This is a genomic window from Mesorhizobium kamtschaticum (genome assembly GCF_056174585.1).
The window spans coordinates 297,981-314,040 of the sequence record NZ_JBWBWI020000002.1; the positions used below are offsets into that span (position 1 = coordinate 297,981).

Annotated in this window: 12 protein-coding genes and 3 pseudogenes; 8 read left to right on the top strand and 7 right to left on the bottom strand. The window is 58.8% G+C overall.

The annotated features are described in order from the left end of the window. Positions 1–2: 2 nt before the first annotated feature. The 4 genes from AC0V7N_RS37175 to AC0V7N_RS37190 are packed head-to-tail and all read right to left on the bottom strand — an operon-like array spanning position 3 to position 4,254. Entirely contained in the window at positions 3–611 is a 609-nt protein-coding gene (locus AC0V7N_RS37175) for a HyaD/HybD family hydrogenase maturation endopeptidase (protein WP_496628395.1), read from the bottom strand. Further along, positions 612–1,325, bottom strand: a complete 714-nt coding sequence (gene cybH / locus AC0V7N_RS37180; RefSeq protein WP_496628396.1) for a Ni/Fe-hydrogenase, b-type cytochrome subunit — start codon at positions 1,323–1,325, stop codon at positions 612–614. 12 nt (positions 1,326–1,337) lie between these two features. After that, complete coding sequence (locus AC0V7N_RS37185) at positions 1,338–3,128, bottom strand: nickel-dependent hydrogenase large subunit (protein WP_496628397.1); 1,791 nt, start codon at positions 3,126–3,128, stop codon at positions 1,338–1,340. Between the two features lie 25 nt (positions 3,129–3,153). Further along, complete coding sequence (locus AC0V7N_RS37190) at positions 3,154–4,254, bottom strand: hydrogenase small subunit (RefSeq protein WP_496628398.1); 1,101 nt, start codon at positions 4,252–4,254, stop codon at positions 3,154–3,156. 694 nt (positions 4,255–4,948) lie between these two features. On the opposite strand from AC0V7N_RS37190, the gene AC0V7N_RS37195 reads away from it, so the two are divergent. From AC0V7N_RS37195 to AC0V7N_RS37205, 3 genes are all read left to right on the top strand, one after another. After that, complete coding sequence (locus AC0V7N_RS37195) at positions 4,949–6,175, top strand: DUF8612 domain-containing protein (protein WP_496628399.1); 1,227 nt, start codon at positions 4,949–4,951, stop codon at positions 6,173–6,175. 502 nt (positions 6,176–6,677) lie between these two features. Then, positions 6,678–7,349 (top strand): PAS domain-containing protein, encoded by a 672-nt coding sequence (locus AC0V7N_RS37200; RefSeq protein WP_496628400.1) that lies wholly within the window; start codon positions 6,678–6,680, stop codon positions 7,347–7,349. Positions 7,350–7,469: 120 nt separating this feature from the next. Further along, on the top strand, positions 7,470–8,867 hold the full coding sequence (locus tag AC0V7N_RS37205; protein ID WP_496628401.1) for a DUF234 domain-containing protein: 1,398 nt from the start codon (positions 7,470–7,472) through the stop codon (positions 8,865–8,867). Between the two features lie 561 nt (positions 8,868–9,428). Here AC0V7N_RS37205 and AC0V7N_RS37210 read toward each other — a convergent pair. Continuing rightward, positions 9,429–9,785, bottom strand: coding sequence for a hypothetical protein (locus tag AC0V7N_RS37210; protein ID WP_496628402.1), 357 nt, complete (start codon positions 9,783–9,785; stop codon positions 9,429–9,431). A 451-nt stretch (positions 9,786–10,236) separates the two neighbouring features. Further along, positions 10,237–11,276 (bottom strand): annotated as a pseudogene (locus AC0V7N_RS37215) (cytochrome-c peroxidase). 568 nt (positions 11,277–11,844) lie between these two features. Between AC0V7N_RS37215 and AC0V7N_RS37220 the strand changes: the two are divergent. After that, a pseudogene (locus AC0V7N_RS37220) lies at positions 11,845–12,314 on the top strand (Ros/MucR family transcriptional regulator). A gap of 251 nt (positions 12,315–12,565) precedes the next feature. Here the strand turns inward: AC0V7N_RS37220 and AC0V7N_RS37225 are convergent. Then, complete coding sequence (locus AC0V7N_RS37225; RefSeq protein WP_464614976.1) at positions 12,566–12,778, bottom strand: cold-shock protein; 213 nt, start codon at positions 12,776–12,778, stop codon at positions 12,566–12,568. 205 nt (positions 12,779–12,983) lie between these two features. Between AC0V7N_RS37225 and AC0V7N_RS37230 the strand changes: the two genes are divergently transcribed. The 4 genes and pseudogenes from AC0V7N_RS37230 to AC0V7N_RS37245 form a co-directional block, all read left to right on the top strand. Further along, positions 12,984–13,232, top strand: coding sequence for a hypothetical protein (locus tag AC0V7N_RS37230; RefSeq protein WP_183455186.1), 249 nt, complete (start codon positions 12,984–12,986; stop codon positions 13,230–13,232). Positions 13,233–13,857: 625 nt separating this feature from the next. Then, positions 13,858–14,325, top strand: coding sequence for a biotin carboxylase N-terminal domain-containing protein (locus tag AC0V7N_RS37235; RefSeq protein ID WP_496628403.1), 468 nt, complete (start codon positions 13,858–13,860; stop codon positions 14,323–14,325). Beyond that, positions 14,322–14,444: a hypothetical protein gene (locus AC0V7N_RS37240; RefSeq protein WP_258580866.1), complete on the top strand. Its 123-nt coding sequence runs from the start codon at positions 14,322–14,324 to the stop codon at positions 14,442–14,444. The genes AC0V7N_RS37235 and AC0V7N_RS37240 overlap by 4 nt, the downstream gene beginning before the upstream one ends. After that, positions 14,426–14,963 (top strand): annotated as a pseudogene (locus AC0V7N_RS37245) (class I adenylate-forming enzyme family protein); the annotation flags it as partial. The gene AC0V7N_RS37240 and the pseudogene AC0V7N_RS37245, both read left to right, overlap by 19 nt. Between the last annotated feature and the right edge of the window lie 1,097 nt (positions 14,964–16,060).

Genomic DNA, 16,060 nt, shown 5'->3' on the forward strand with positions numbered 1-16,060 from the left:
CCTCAATAGCGCAATGCGGCCGATTCGGCTCGGCGCTCGTAACGTTCGAAATCGATGTCGTTTTCAAGTAGTGGCGGAACCGCTGCTCCTTCCGGTCGCGCAGAGACGACGACGCCCCAGTCCCGCAATATTTCTACTGCCGTTTCGATTGCGCGCGGTATGACTGCCTTGACCGGCGTCGTCAGCGGGCCGCCCCAGTCCTCGAGATCCAGCGGCTGGCACCCGATGAGAACCAGTCGATCGGGATAGTGCCCCATGAGGTCAGCGGCGCTCAGCACCTCCTGGAAGCCGGTCTGATGCAGGCTCATCTTCTTGGTGCCAGTAAATTTCGGCACCTCGTCGTCTTCCACGATCTTCATCGTGCCCGGCTCGAGGCCGTAGTCGATGGCGTCGAACACGATCAAACGATCGTGTTCATTGACGAACTGCACGAGATAGACCCCCTGCGTGCCGCCATCGAGGACGGTGACGTTGTCAGGCACCCGATACGCCTTGTGGAAGGTTTCCACCGCGCGCACGCCGAAGCCTTCGTCGGCCCAGAGGATATTGCCTATGCCAAGCACGAGAATCCGCGGGGAAGGCGAACAGGCCAAGGGATTTGGGGCGACCATCTAGTCCTGCCTGTCCTTGAAGAGCCGTTCGCCGGAAATCATCGACGAGATTATGCTCTGTCGGCTCATAATGTCCTCGCGGATCGCCACATAAATGTGAACCATGACGAAGACGAGGATTACCCACATGCCGAGATGGTGGAATGTGTGGATGTCCTGGCTGTTGGGCCAGATCGAGAACACCCAGCCGAAGAGCGCATATTCCCAGCCGTCGCGGCCGGCACCCTCGCTATAGAGCGCAAAGCCGGTGATCACCATGAAGAAGAGCGGCAGGGTGAACATCAGGAACATGGTGGACTGGGAAAGAGGATTGTGGCCGACATACTTCGGCTGCCGGGCCAAGAACATGTACCATCGCAACTCACGCAGCCATTCCTTCAAGAAGCGGCCGCTCCAGAAGGGCACATAGAAGATCTGGCGGGCATGGATATTGCCGACAAAGGCCCAGTAGACCCTGAGGATAAGGAACACGGCAAGGACCTGCCCGGCCGCGAAGTGGATGAAGCGGATATACCCCATCAGGAAATTGGCGATGGCCTCGCCCGGCACGGAAGGCAGCGGCGAGCCGATGAAATAGCCGGTTAGCGCGAGCGTCAGGATCGAGACGGCGTTGACCCAGTGCCAGATGCGCACCGGGGCTTCGTAAACATAGATGCTCTGGCGCTCTGCCTTTTCACCGTGGTCGGCGGCTGCGGGAGTTTCATGGATAGTCATGACTTATCCTCCTCACCGGACCTGGACCTTGGCCATTTCCTGACCGTCCGGGCTCATCACATGCGTCGAGCATGCTAGGCACGGATCGAAGGAATGGATGGTCCTGAGGATTTCGAGCGGTTGGGTGGGGTCTGACATCGGCGTATCCATCAACGAAGCCTCGAAGGCGCCAATATTTCCTGCCGGATCGCGGGGGCTGCCGTTCCATGTGGTGGGCATGACGCACTGGTAGTTGTCGATCTTGCCGTCCTTGATTTTGATCCAGTGCGCGAGCGCGCCGCGCGGGGCCTCGGTAAAGCCGACGCCCTTGACCTCCTTGGGCCAGGTTTCCGGCTTCCACTTGTCGACATGGGCCGTAGAAAAGTCGCCGGCCCTAATATTGGCAATCAGCTTGTTCCGGAAATAGCGCATCTGGTGGCCGGCCCAGCTCGATTCGAGCGCACGGGCTGCCGTGCGGCCGAGTGTCGAGAAGGGGGCTGAAACCGGAAGGCCGAGATCCTTGAGCACCTTTTCGACCGGGTCCTTGAACTCCGCCTTGTTCTGGGCATAGCCGACGACCCAGCGGGCGAGCGGCCCGACCTCCATGGCATGGCCGCGCCAGCGCGGCGCCTTGATCCAGGAATATTTAGCGGCCTCGTCGAGCTGCTCGATATTGGTCTTCGTCCCCTTGGCGTTGGGGCCGAGTTCGTAATGTGGCTCGGTAACCCCGTCCCAGGGATGCAGGCCCTTTGTCTCGTCGGGATATTTGTACCAGGAATGGGTAACGAATTCCTGGATCTGCTCGGGATCCTCATGGTCGACCGGCAGCACTTCGGCGAGATTGCCATTGATGATCGCGCCGCGCGGCAGCTTCAGGCTTGCCTCGGAGTAGTCGTTGACGTGCTCGGGTACGTCGCCATAGGCTAGCACGTTCTTGCCCGACAGACCGCCTCCATAGAGCCAGTCCTTGTAGAAGGAGCCGATGGCCATGATGTCGGGAACGTATACCTTGTCGTTGAACTCGATAATCTGGTCGATGATCGAGGTGACCATGTTAAGCCGTTCCATGTTGATCGCGCCGACCGCACCAGTACCGTCGATATTGATCGGACAGGGTACCCCGCCGACCAGCCAGTTTGGATGCGGGTTCTTGCCGCCGAAGATCGTGTGGATCTTGACGATCTCCTTCTGGAAGTCGAGCGCCTCCAGATAATGCGCCACCGCCATGAGATTGGCCTCCGGCGGCAGCTTGTAGGATGCATTGCCCCAATAGCCGTTCTTGAAGGGTCCGAGCTGGCCTGACTCGACGAATTTCTTGAGCCGGGTCTGGATGTCTTTGAAATAGCCTGGAGAGGAAAGCGGCCAGTCGGACACGGACTGCGCGAGCGCCGAGGTCGCCTTCGGATCGGCCGAGATCGCAGAGATCACGTCCACCCAGTCGAGCGCATGAAGATGGTAGAAGTGCACGACATGGTCATGAACCTGCAGCGCCAGCTGCATCAGGTTGCGGATCGAATTGGCATTGTCGGGGATGGTGATGCCGAGCGCATTCTCGACCGCGCGTACAGAGGTCAGCGCATGCGTGCCGGTGCAGACGCCGCAGATGCGCTCCGTGAAGGCCCATGCGTCGCGGGGGTCGCGGTTCTTTAGGATGACTTCGATGCCGCGCCACATGGTGCCGGTCGAGACCGCATTCCGGATGATGTTGTTCTCGTCAACATTGACCTCCACCCGCATATGTCCCTCGATGCGGGTGACGGGATCGACGACGATGCGCTTGCCCGAATTGTCCAGTGTGAAGCCTTTGGGTGTTTGAATTGTCACGATGCTGTTCCTCGCCGAGAGTGATTTATGATGCGTCGGCTTTTTCGCGCTTGGTGGTTACGCGCTTGAAGGCGGTCACCGCGGCATGGGCGGCGATTGCACCACCCACGATGCCGGCGGCGGTCATGCCGACCTTGTCGGCGTTGGCCTCGACGCCGAACTGGTGGAGGTTCGTCAGCCGGTCATAGAAGCTGCCGTTGTCCCAGAAGCCGTCTTCCGAGCAGCCGATGCAGCCGTGGCCTGACTGGATCGGGAAGGAAACGCCACCGTTCCAGCGCACGGTAGAGCAGGCATTGTAGGTGGTCGGGCCCTTGCAGCCCATCTTGTAGAGACAGTAGCCCTTGCGTGCGCCCTCATCGTCCCACTCCTCGACAAACTGGCCGGCATCGAAATGCGGTCGGCGGTAGCACTTGTCGTGGATGCGCTGCGAATAGAACATCTTGGGCCGTCCCTGCCGGTCGAGTTCCGGCAGCTTGCCGAAGGTCGTGATGAAGGTGACGACCCCGGTCATCACCTCCGCGATCGGGGGACAGCCTGGTACCTTAATGATCGGCTTGTCGAAGATGACCTTGTCGATCGCTGTCGCCCGGGTCGGGTTCGGCTTGGCCGCCTGGACGCAGCCCCAAGAGGCGCAGGCGCCCCAGGCGATAATCGCCATGGCATCCTCGGCCATCCACTTCAGCTTCTCAACGAAGGGTTTGCCGCCGTCGATGCAGAACATGCCGTCCTCGTTGAGCGGCGGATTGCCCTCGACGGCGAGGATGTACTTGCCCTTGTACTTCTCCTTCGTCTCTTTGAGAATCGCCTCCGCTTGATGGCCGGCGGCCGCCATGATCGTATCGTCGTAGTCGAGCGAGATCATCGACAGCACGACGTCTTTGACGAGCGGATGGGCCGAGCGGATGAAGCTCTCCGAACAGCAGGTGCATTCGAGCCCATGCATCCAGATGACGGGAACGCGTTCCTTGGTTTCGAGTGCTTCTGCCATCGCTGTCGCGGCACCCGGGCCGAAGCCGAGGCTCGCGGCCGTCAGGCTGCAGAACTTGGTGAAACTGCGCCGGGTGATCCCTTGGCGACGAATGACGTCATATAAGGTTTCGGCATGTTGCTCCTCCAGCAAATTCATCCCCCATCGCATCGCCCGGATAGACGCCGGGCTCTGCCAGAAATGCTTGCTGCAAGAAGCGGACCAATTTAGTAGGGGTCAGAGGGATAATCACCCGGTTCGGGATAATGCTGTTTCCGACTCCACTGCGGACGTTGGAGGGTCCGCTACCGGGTCGCAGGCCAGCTCGCGTAGTCACGATTCAAACGGAAGCCAATAGCTGCACCCTTGAGGGGTTACCCAAGGCGGCCCTAAGCCCCAGTGGCGAAAGCTCAAGATGAATTAGGGCATACGCCTCGGCCCACGCCTTTGCGAGGAGCCCTGGATGCGAGATAGTTCGAGGAACTTTGGCCAAGCATTGGAAGTCCACAGCAGGCGCGAAGGGCCATGTCTGCACCGACCCTTATCAAACATCGAGAAAGCCATTGCCAATCAATGAGTTGAACCGTTGAATCTTTTGGTGGCGTTTTCTGCCTCATCCTCGCTCTCCGATAGCTTCTCGGGTTTGATGTCGCAGCCCATGCCGCAATCATCTCGTTCCAGCGAATGGTCGAATTCTTCGCCATCACATCAGGTAGCAACCGCCACCAGTGCCCCTGTCACTCGCTTTGCGGTTGAGTGGCTTTCAAATGGTCTCACCTTGACTTTCAAATAGTCACGCCGATAATTTCTATCGGTCACCACTGAAATTTCAACCGGTCAGGAGATCGGAACGATGGCTGATTACCCCCGCTTCGTTGAGCAACGCATCAAGGATGCGCTTTCAGACACTCGTGTCGTCTTGGTTGCTGGCCCTCGCCAATCCGGGAAAACGACCCTTGTGAGAAGGATGGCGGGCGCTGACGTTGCGTATCTTACTTTGGACAACGCGACTACGCTTGAGGCGGCGCAACAGGATCCCGTCGGATTCGTAAGGGGCATTGACCGAGCAGTAATCGACGAAATCCAGCGTGCTCCAGAACTTCTGCTCGCGATCAAGGAAAGCGTGGATGCCGATCAGCGTGCGGGACGGTTTCTTCTTACGGGTTCCGCCAATTTGATGACGCTTCCCCGTGTCGCGGATTCACTCGCTGGACGTATGGAGATCGTTCGTTTGCTGCCTCTGGCACAGAGCGAAATTCATGAAAATAGACCGAGCTTTCTCGAAAACCTGTTTCAAAACAAAATAGCCGCAGTTAAAAATTCAGTCCTCGGCGGAGATCTCGTCGGCGCTGTTCTTGCAGGGGGCTACCCAGAGGCGCTACGGCGCCCATCATGGTCACGGCGGCAGGACTGGTATGCGGACTACATAGAGGCGATCGTCCAGCGGGACGTTCGCGACATAGCTCAGGTTGATCAAATCAGCCAAATGCCCAGGCTCCTCCGCGTGCTTGCCGAACATTCTGGGCAGCTAGTGAACTATTCTGCCATCGGCAACTCGCTCGCAATGAATCACGTCACGACACGGAAATACGTGGACATCTTCGAAAGCCTTTTTCTGGTTCGAACCTTGCAACCTTGGTTCAGCAACAAACTCAAGCGGCTTACGAAAACTCCGAAAATCCACTTCCTGGATTCCGGCCTCCTCGCCGCGCTCCGGGATTTATCGCCTGATCACATTAGGAGTGACCGCGGAAAGTTCGGAGCATTGCTGGAAACTTTCGTATTCGCCGAAATTCTCAAGCTTGCAAGTTGGGCTGACGACCGTTTCGAGTTCTCTCAATTTCGGGACAAGCAGCAGCACGAGGTCGATATCGTCATAGAGGACAGGAGAGGTCGAGTGACAGGGATTGAGATAAAGGCAGCAGCCACAGTCACAAGCTCAGATTTCAAGGGCTTGCGAATGCTGGCAGAAGCATGCGGAGATCGTTTTGTCTCTGGAGTGGTGCTGTACGACCACGATAAGATTGTCCCATTCGGAGAGCGCCTCCATGCGGCACCGCTTTCGGTACTTTGGGGGTAGAGAGCAGGTACGGTGCCGGATGGCCGTTGCTGCCGACTGCCGGAATTCTTCGCTCGCAATTGCTAGCCCAACATCAACACAACGCGCCGACTGCCGTTGTATCTCGCCGCGAACCGTCTTGCGTTTGTGGCCCCCTCGCCCTCACGGCCGGTTCAGCGTCAACGTATCGTGCCGCAAGGCCGCAACCAGAACGGCACCCGTGCGACCGCGGCAGAAGCCAGGGGTTACGTGCATCACGGCAAGACAATGGCGTCGGCAAGCCCGCCAGCATCGTCGCCAGTGCGGGCCTGGGAACCGCCATTGTCGAGGCGCTGGTCAAGCAGCTGGAGGCCAACATCGAGGTCATCAGCGATAAGAACGGCACCAGCGTGTCGGTGACAAGGGCAACACCTTCACCTCGCGCGTGCCGCGGGCGGCGTAGCGTGATCCATCCGGTGGCGGGAGCCTTGGGCGCAGGTCCGCCATCAGGTTGGATCGCGCCAAGGCGCGGGATCTAGTCAATATGTCCAGCGTAGTCGCCAAGTCCGAAGAGCAGAAGGACGCCGAAGCCGAAGTCGAGGGCTTTCAGGACGACCTTGGCCCGTTCGTCGTTGCCGCCGAGACAACACGAATGGCCATGGTTTTCACAGATGCAAAAGAACCCGGCAATCCCGTCATTTTTGCCAATGACGCCTTCCTCGCCCTGACCGGATACGCCAGGGAAGAAGTGCTGGGTCAGCCCTTCAATTTCCTGATGGCGGACGGCGCCGACGCCAGGGCGCTGAAACGCATCAAGCTCGAGTTCGAAGCCAATGCGGAGGCGGGCACGGAAATTCTCTACAGGCGCAAGGATGGCAGCGAATTCTGGGCGGGCCTTTTTGCCAGTCCTGTGCACGACAAGAGCGGCGCCATCGTCCTGCGCCATCGTCCAGTATTTTACCTCCTTCGTCGATCTCACCAGACACAAGGAGGAGCAGGCGCAATCCAAAATGCTCATCGACGAACTGAACCATCGCGTGAAGAACACGCTGGCAACGGTGCAGTCGATCGTCTGGCAGGCGTCACGAGCCAATTCCGATCCGCGAAGCGGTCGAGTCCCGGCTGGATCGGCCAGAAGGCGATCTGCCTTCTGGCCATAGTCCTCCTCGACCAACCAGGCCCAGCGGACCCATCGGCCGGGATTTTGGCGCTTTGAAAGCGGTGTCCAGTGGCCTGTCCCGGCTTCGGTGCTTTTTACTTACCAAGCTGCCTGACCGCCCTTGCTTTGGCCACTCGGATTAGTGTAGCCTTGATTACCGTAATCAGGATTACGCTAATGTTCGTAGGTCGCGCCCAAGAGCTCTCCCGCCTCCGCAAGGAATTCTCCCTCGCTAGGCCCTCTTTGCTCGTGGTATATGGACGGCGCCGGATCGGGAAGTCCGCGCTGCTTAAGGAAGCTGCCAAGGACCGTCCCCACGTTCTCTATCAAGCGACGCGTGTCACCCCCACTCTGAATCTGGAGGGCTTCAAGGAGGAAATCGCCCGCTCGCTCGGCGCCGATCCCCTGTTGGACGGCCTCGGCGATTGGCTGAGCGTGCTGACATACCTCGCGCGTAAGGCCGAGGGAACGCTTGGGCTGATCGTCGTCCTGGACGAATTCCCCTACCTTGTCGAGGGCGATCAGGCCCTGCCATCGATCATCCAAAAATTCTGGGACGCGGTCGTCGCCGCCGAGGGCAAGCTGAACTTGGTGCTCTGCGGGTCGATGATTGCCCAGATGGAGGATCTGTTGGCCGAGAGGAACCCACTCTACGGGCGCCAAACCCTACCCCTGGAAGTCAAGGCGCTGCCGCTGCGGGACGCGGCCGGGTTCTTCCCGGATTACCCTGCTGTGGATCGTATCCTTGCCTATGCCATCTTCGGTGGTATCCCCTTTTACCTAAGGCTCTGCGATCCGAGCGCAAGTCTCAAGGAGAACGTCAGCAATTTGCTGCTCGCCGATACTGGGGCGCTGGTAGACGAGCCGAACGTCCTGCTCCAATCGGAACTTCGGGAGACCCAACGCTACGCCAGCATCCTGGCGGCGATCGCGGACGGCTGCACCAAACTCGGGGAAATCGGCGGCCGTCTCCGGGACATCAAGGATTCCGTTTCGCTGAGCCCCTACATGAAGCGGCTCGAGCGCATGCGGCTGGTTCGGACCGTACATTCCCTCGACGCCAACCCCAAGTCACGGGACACGCGTTACTTCGTGGACGATCCGCTTGTTGCCTTCTGGCATCGGTTCGTTCGGCCGAACATGTCAAGTGTGATGCAGGGCTTCGGTCCCGAGATTTGGCGGCACCAAGTGGTGCCGCGGCTGGACGAGTATATGGGCGGCGCGTTCGAGGAAATCTGCCGAGGGCACGCCCGCCGCCATGCGCAGGAGGCTCTTCCGTCTCCGGCCCAGGAGATCGGTCAAATCTGGGATGCCGAATATGATATTGACGTAGCCGGACGCTTGCTGGACGGATCGATGCTATACGGCGAGTGCAAGTGGCGCCGTGGAATGATTGGGGCGGATGTCCTCGCGACACTGATCGACCGCGCCGGAAGAACCGACTATGGTCGTGGCGTAGAAGATCGCCACTTCGTCCTATACGCGCGCACCGGTTTCAAGGCAGGTGTCCAAGAGCGTGCCAAGGAGGACGGGCGAATTGTGATGCTGACGCCCGACACCATGCTCGCCCTCTGAAATCCTCAGTCAAATCGGGCGACGGTCGATGCGGTCCTCGGCCCAGTCACCCTCGCGGTTCAGTCCGACGCGTCCGGCTTTCTCGAGGGTGCTAAGGATCGGACACAGGCGCTTGGCGATGATGGTGACGGCGCGCGGATCGTCCCCGGCACCCGTGCCTCGTTGCGAACTCCTGCGCGCATTCGGCGGTCGACATCGGACGCTTGGCGGTCCGCAGAATGTCGAGAGTCATCTTGCGCTTGTTTGTCTCGCCGATGACCTTGTCGAGTTCCCTGACGCTTTCGGCCATGGGCAGCCGGCCGCGGCGCTACTGAGGCTGACCCAAGTCGTTCCCAGAGCTTGGCGCGTGCATCGACAACCGCAAATCGCGTGATGGGTTCGGCGGTTTGCGATGTGTCGCTACGCGCCCACGATCACGTGGTGCCGGCGGCCGGCGAAACCAAGGCCAGCGGTAAGAATCGGCGTCAAATGGTGCGACACTGCCAAGATGGCGGACCTGCGACGGATGCAAGAATCGACTGACAGCGATGAGCGGCAGCGCCAAAGCGCAGTGACAGGCCGTTAAGCGCCGGGCAGCGTGCCCTTCGCCGACATCTCGAAGACATCGAGCAGGATAGCCAGCCCGACGCCGCACGCGGTCAGGATGAGGCCGGCCATGAAGATGCGGTTGGCGCGTTCGTAGATGGGTCGGCGCAGCGAACTCATGTCGAGCAGCTTGGACAGCGCCCGCATCTGCAACGCGATGCCGATCAGGATCGGCACAACGGCGAATAGGTCGTAGAGCCGCCATGGCACGGGGTTTGCCGCCCAATGCGTGACGAAGCCGAGCGAAAAGGCAAGCAGGATGCCCACGACAGTGATTGTGCCATTGCGGAAAATCGTCTCGATCAGCTCTTCCTTCGGATCGTGCTCGTCCAAGCGTCCCTCGCCTCCCTCAGTCGTAGCAGGCCTTTGCACAGTGTGAGGCTAGGCTCTCGGGAAATCCCTGTACATCGCCGCCAATTAGTCAAGAGAGCTTCTGGCAAAGCGAACAGGTGGTTGTGCGGGGAATTAGCGGAACTGGGCGGTGAAACGCCGTTGAATTTGGCACAGACTGAGACCTGCGATCGGGGGCCATGTGCCCTATCGTCCCATATGGGCGCTCCTTGTTGTAGTATCTGCGACAATCCTCCAACTTTTCGAAGCCCTTTGGTCTGACTCGCGCCAGATACCTAACATGATGCCGTCGCAACGAGCTGGCGACGGAAGCATTGTCTGCAGTTTGGGATCATGCCAGGCATTGCCTTCTCAAAGAGGTCGCGATCCGTCTCGTCCCAGTAATGGTCGCATTCATTCTTGATTGCGACTTTCCGTAGCCAGCCCCGGCCATTTATTTCCCTAGGATCTGCGATGCAGGTCGAGGCGTTGTCGCAGTTTCGGCGGGCAAGATAGGCAAGACGACCTCGGGTACCTTTCCGGTCAGCGAGTTAAGGAAGGCAACGAGCAGGTCGACTTCTTCGGCCTTCAACACTTCGCCGAGCTGGGTGGTGCCCATAATAGCCACGGCCTGTTTCAGATCCCAAACCTTGCCCGAATGAAAATAGGGCGCGGTGAGTGCCACGTTGCGCAGCGGCGCCACGCGGAAAACAAAGGAATCGTCGGCTGAATTGGTGACGGCAAAGCGGCCCTTGTCGTTTTCCGGCCGTACCTCGGCGCTGGGCTTTTCAATAAGGCCGAGTGCGGAATAGGCCTCCCCGCCAACGTTGAACGAGCACCCTTTCTCCATGAAAAGCGCCAGGCCCTGTTTTGTTCGGAAGTCATGGCGGCGTCATCGCCATTGAGGAAAGCATCGAAGGGGGGCCGGCGTGACCAGTGTCGCCTCAAAGGCTTCAACTGCCTTGGCTAAGTTGTCGAAGGTGACGCGATCGACCTCACCGGGGAAAGCTGCATTGAACCAATCGACATATTGCGGCATCGACTTGAGCGTCGCGATGACTTGACCCGGTGTGTTGGCCATTTCGACACCGGCTTGGACCGGTCCCTTGGCCTAAGCCTTCAGGTCTTCGGCGCGACCATCCCAAAACTGCGCGATGTTGAAGACAGCGTTCAGTACCGTCGCGCGTTGCGCGGTCCCTTCTGCCAACCATGGCCGATCGAGGTTTCAAGATTGTCGTCGCCCCCGGTGGCCAAGTTGTGGCACGAATTGCACGACAAAACGCCTGACGCCGAGACGCGCGGATCGAAGAACAGTGCCTTACCGAGGGCGATCTTTTCCGGTGTGATCGGGTTGTTGGCGACTGCCGGCGTGGTGGATGGCAAAGCCTTGAAAGTGGCCAGTGCCGTTTCTCTGAGGTCGGCGGCGATCGGTTCGGCAGCAAAAGCGGTGGCTGCCGGCAAGGCGACAGCCATCGCAGTGAATAGCATTTTCATAAATGATCTCCGAGCGTTATTGTGGGATATGCGGGTCGTGAACGCTCTGCGCTAGATCAACGGCGGGAGAGGACCGGGCCTGACGGCCAGACTTCTATCGGGCCTGCGATCGAATGGCGGAAGCCGCCACCAAGGCTGTGTCCATCGCTCCGACCGTGGATCCCAACACGTGGCCGGCGCCGTCGCAATTTGTTCGCGCTGACGGCCTGGTTGGTTCCTTGGGGCGTGGCGACGATCATCATGACAATGCCAGGGCGGAAAGCATCATGGAGACCATGGAGTGTATCCGATGACTTACGAAGCCTTCAGCGGCGCGAAACACCTTCGGCTTTTTCATTTTGCAAAATTCAAACGGAGAGGATCGAGCTTCAAAGCAAACTCCGACCCAGTTACGGGAAAAGCCAACACCGAGCGGATCAACGTTCATGACGGTGGGATGCGGCGCTATAGACCTCGATGCTGGATGAGCATCGCAATAATCCTGTCGAGACAATTGTTGCGTTCGGCGGCAACCCCCACTATGAAGCGACGCTTCGCCGACTATGTTTCAAGCCGCCCGGAGATTTTCATGACAGAAGAAGCCGACAAAAACATCGACACCCTCATCGAGCTCACCGCCGATGTCGTCTCAGCCTATGTCTCCAACAATCCGGTTCCGGTGGGTGACCTCCCTGCTCTGATCGGCCAAGTGCATGCAGCTCTGAAAGGCACGGCCGGAAGCGTCTCCGCAGAAGAGCCGCTGGTCGTCAAGCCTGCAGTCCCGATCAAGAAGTCGGTGACACCGGACTACATCATCTCCCTTGAGGACGGAAGAAATTCAAATCGCTAAAGCGCCATCTGTCGACTCACTATGGGCTGACGCCGGACGAATATCGCGCCAAATGGGGCCTGCCGGCGGATTATCCCATGGTCGCGCCGAATTACGCCGCGGCGCGCTCGGCCTTGGCCAAGACGATGGGGCTCGGCCGCAAACCGAAGGAGCCGGAAACGCCGGCGCCGGCGCCGGCGAAGCGGACCCGCAAGAAGGTCACGGCCTAATTTCGGCAACCGAGATTCGTTTTGGAGTGTGCTGCTGCCATTGGCATGATCTGCGCGGAATATGAAAAGGCGGGGGGAGCAACCCCGCCTTGTCTTTGCAGACAGCCTGGTTTGAGGAATTCGGGACGGTTTGCAGCAATCTGCTGACCGATTCTCCGGTCAAGCCATGTTCTCGCCCACTCTTGTCGAGCGGGTCAGCCCATCCGGGACGTGCCGCGTGCTTCCGGCTCTTGCGGGACGCAGCCGAAAAATCAGCCAGCTTTGCTTAGGCTGCCAGCGGATGACTTGCCAGTGCGGCGGTCCTGTTCGATCTCATAGTTGACCTTCTGGCCGTCATTGAGGGTTGAGAGGCCCGCGCGCTCGACAGCGGAAATGTGGACGAAAACATCCTGACCGCCATTGTCGGGCTGGATAAATCCAAATCCCTTGCTGCTGTTAAACCACTTCACTGTTCCGGTCGCCATATGCGTATTCCTTTGTACAATTGCAACGTGGGCAGGCCGTTAGGCCAGTCCGATACATAGCCGAGACTTTAGGCAAAGCAAAAACGAAAAATTGCGGGGCCCGGCTCGATCTGCTGATGGTGGCTCGCGCCACTGGGTCAACGGCCGGGTGGTTAACGTCGCCACCTTGGTGCATAACCCTGGCGAGGCTTGAAGGAGTTCGGAATTGGATTGTTTCAAAAGGATCGAGGCGTTAATCGATGCGGCCAGCGCGGATGCGATCGATAGGGCGCGCGTTTTGCTGGATCAGTTGGACGATAAGTCGCAAACAATCGCCCAAGCGATCGACGACTTCCTGCTTGATCTGATGACCCTGGTGTTTGTTATAGAAAGCACCCAAGAGATGTTCCATTATCCGGCACGGCGGTTGGCACATCTGAAATTGACCAGGGTCAGGCTGTTGTTGGCATCATAGCCTTGAGCTTAGAGCCGGTCGCCGGTTAGAAGGCATCGATCTGTTCGTCGGCTCACCAGCGCGCAAAAACTGCCTGCATGGCGTGTGCAAAATTCCGTCGCCCCCTCAGCCAGCGGCGGCTGCAACTGCTCACCTTTCCAGCATCGCCGCCCCGATCGGAAAAGGAAACGTTCAATGTCACACGGACATCAGTGAATAGCGAACTCGGCATGGCGCCCACGCAAAAGGCCCCTCTTTGTCGCCCACTTAACCACCCAGCACCGAAGAACCCGATCGGCGGAAATTGTCACGGTTTCTGGCTTGTTCCGACGACTGAACGGAGAAGAGAAAAAATTCTGATCCAAACTGCCCAAACTGCAAAGTGTGTTTTCGCACTTTCGCAGATGGCGAAGCATCAGATGTTCTGCCTTCCAATCGGGGCTGCGCCCGATCCTGGCTGCGCCAGGCTGTAATGAGCGAAGTCCATTTCCGTTGCCGAAAATGGCTATGCAAACACCGTGCGATTTCGGCTCTCGAATGGCAGCATCTATCTCGACGATTGACCCAACGCCTTGAGGTAGGCCGCCACCTAAACTGCGAACAACGATAATACTAACCCCAGCCCTGTTCTTGGAAAAACAGGATAATGCAAAAATTACCCTTTGATACAGTTCTGATCGCCAATAGAGGCGAGATCGCCGTACGAATCATCAAGACGCTGCGCGAGCTGGAGCTGCGCTCTGCAATTGGCTACCACGATTTCGATGCGGGGACGCCAGCCGTCTCAATGGCCGACGTGGCGGTTCCCATAAGCGGTCGCACACCGGTCGCGGCCTATCTCGATAATCATCGCTGCCGCCCACGATTTGAACGCTGGGCGATTCACCCGGGCTATGGATTTTTGTCGGAGAATGCGGAATTTGCTCGCAAGGTGTTGGAGGCCGGCATCGTGTTCATTGGGCCTACTCCAGAGAATATCGAATTGATGGGCGACAAGATCCAGGCCCGCAAGTTCGTTCAGCGGAATGGCTTTCCCGTCGCGCCTTCGGCGATCGAAGAGGATGATCCAGCAACGTTCATTTCGCGCGCACGGTCCATTGGAACGCCTTGGTGAAACCATCCGCCGGCGGCGGTGGCAAGGGCATGCGGATCGCGCGACATCGATGCATTGGAACACGCCATTGTGCAGGCACGCAGGCGCAGCGGTATTTCGGAGATGCTGCGAAGCCATGATTATCGATGACACTGGCAAGGAGTTGCCGCCAGGCGTGACAGGCGAAGTAGCGGTGCCGGTCCCCAACGTCTTCTATGAATATTGGCGCGATCAACAAGCGACCCGAGAGGCGCAGCGTGAGGGATGGTATCGCAGTGGCGATCTCGGTCACCGCGATGCCGACGGTTATTTTTGGGTCCGTGATCGCAAAAGAACCTGATCATTTCCGGCGGAGAAAACATCTATCCGGCGGAAGTCGAGCGTGTGCTTAACGAGCACACCGATGTCGCAGAATGCGCTGTCGTCGGCCGGCCGGATCCGCGCTGGGACGAAGTACCAGTCGCCTACGTGATCAGGCGGGGGCTCGGATCGAAGCAGAAGCACTGGCTGCCTATGTGCAGTCCCAAGTCGCCCGTTTCAAAGTCCCGCGCGAGTTTATTTTCACCAAAGAATTGCCGCGAACGGCGTTGGGCAAAATCCAGCACTCTATTCTGAAAGAGCGCGATGCGCGATCAAGCCTGCAAAGAGGCAGCAATTGAAGAACAGGGCCTTGCGCGATGACTGGGTTCTTTTACGGCCACAGGTGAACTTGCGATTCAAGATGAATGCGGCGGTGACGGTGCCATACGAACTCGGCCTCGGCGAAAGGTTCGGAGGCTATCGCTTGTGATTTCTTTCGCGATTTAGATTTTGGACGTGAAGCGTAATATTGAGCGCGCTGCTCATGCCGCCTCACCAATCGCCGTCCGGCCGTCGATCGCCCTTTACGAAATCTCCCAGCTTCGGCTGCCTGCGGGATCAGCAAAGGGCGTCGCTCAAGGCCGCTTCGTCCTCGCATCCGCCGATATATGATCAATTAAATGCAATGTCTCAGCGTCCTGAGGATGGCGAATTGCGGTTCCTTGGTCCGCTCCGGACATTGAAGAAGGCATGCCGATAAGAAACACGCCGAGAGCGTCTCCCGGCGCTGCCTTATTTGTTGGTTTTTCAAAACGGCCAGGCGCTGTCTGTCGGCTTGGGGGCGCAGCCCAGCGTCTAGCAGCCCCGCGATTTTGTCGGGAGGTGTACACACATTGCCTCGCGATCCCGGATAGCTTTGGGCAACTCTGACAACTGATATCAAGCACGCTGCCGAGGCCAGAGCCGGCGATGCCACGCTCTAGCCAGGTGCCATTGAGCGGCCTCCTTGACGTCGGCCTGCCAAGCTCCCGGTCGCCTCTCCGCCACTGCGAATAGCCTGGCGGCCAGCTCTTTCCTACCGGCCACGCTCCTGACTCCGCTGCTCGTTCAGCGTCGCCCCTGGCCTGCCTGTCGAGGACAGCGTTCTGCGTCGACCACCATCGTCTCCATTCCAACCCTCTCAGTGCCGCGGCCAGTTCGAGAAGCTTCCTATCCCCTGCCGCGGCAGCACGCTCAATCGTCTTTCACCCGAGCAAGATATCGTCTCAAGCCGCAAGCGCTTCGCGTTCGGCGCCGTCCGATGTCCGACAATGTCGGATACGCAACATAGCAGAGCCCGATTTATCACATTGCCGAAACGGTTTTCTCATTTGGCACGGCACGTGCGCGGTCATCCGCAAACGCGTCACGGACCAAGGAGAAGCCGTCCCATGATCACCTCACCAAAAAATAACGC

Coding starts and splice junctions, on each gene's coding strand:
- AC0V7N_RS37175 (WP_496628395.1), bottom strand. CDS start 611: ATGGTCGCCCCAAATCCCTTGGCCTGTTCGCCTTCCCCGCGGATTCTC.
- cybH (WP_496628396.1), bottom strand. CDS start 1,325: ATGACTATCCATGAAACTCCCGCAGCCGCCGACCACGGTGAAAAGGCA.
- AC0V7N_RS37190 (WP_496628398.1), bottom strand. CDS start 4,254: ATGAATTTGCTGGAGGAGCAACATGCCGAAACCTTATATGACGTCATT.
- AC0V7N_RS37195 (WP_496628399.1), top strand. CDS start 4,949: ATGGCTGATTACCCCCGCTTCGTTGAGCAACGCATCAAGGATGCGCTT.
- AC0V7N_RS37200 (WP_496628400.1), top strand. CDS start 6,678: ATGTCCAGCGTAGTCGCCAAGTCCGAAGAGCAGAAGGACGCCGAAGCC.
- AC0V7N_RS37205 (WP_496628401.1), top strand. CDS start 7,470: ATGTTCGTAGGTCGCGCCCAAGAGCTCTCCCGCCTCCGCAAGGAATTC.
- AC0V7N_RS37225 (WP_464614976.1), bottom strand. CDS start 12,778: ATGGCGACCGGAACAGTGAAGTGGTTTAACAGCAGCAAGGGATTTGGA.
- AC0V7N_RS37235 (WP_496628403.1), top strand. CDS start 13,858: ATGCAAAAATTACCCTTTGATACAGTTCTGATCGCCAATAGAGGCGAG.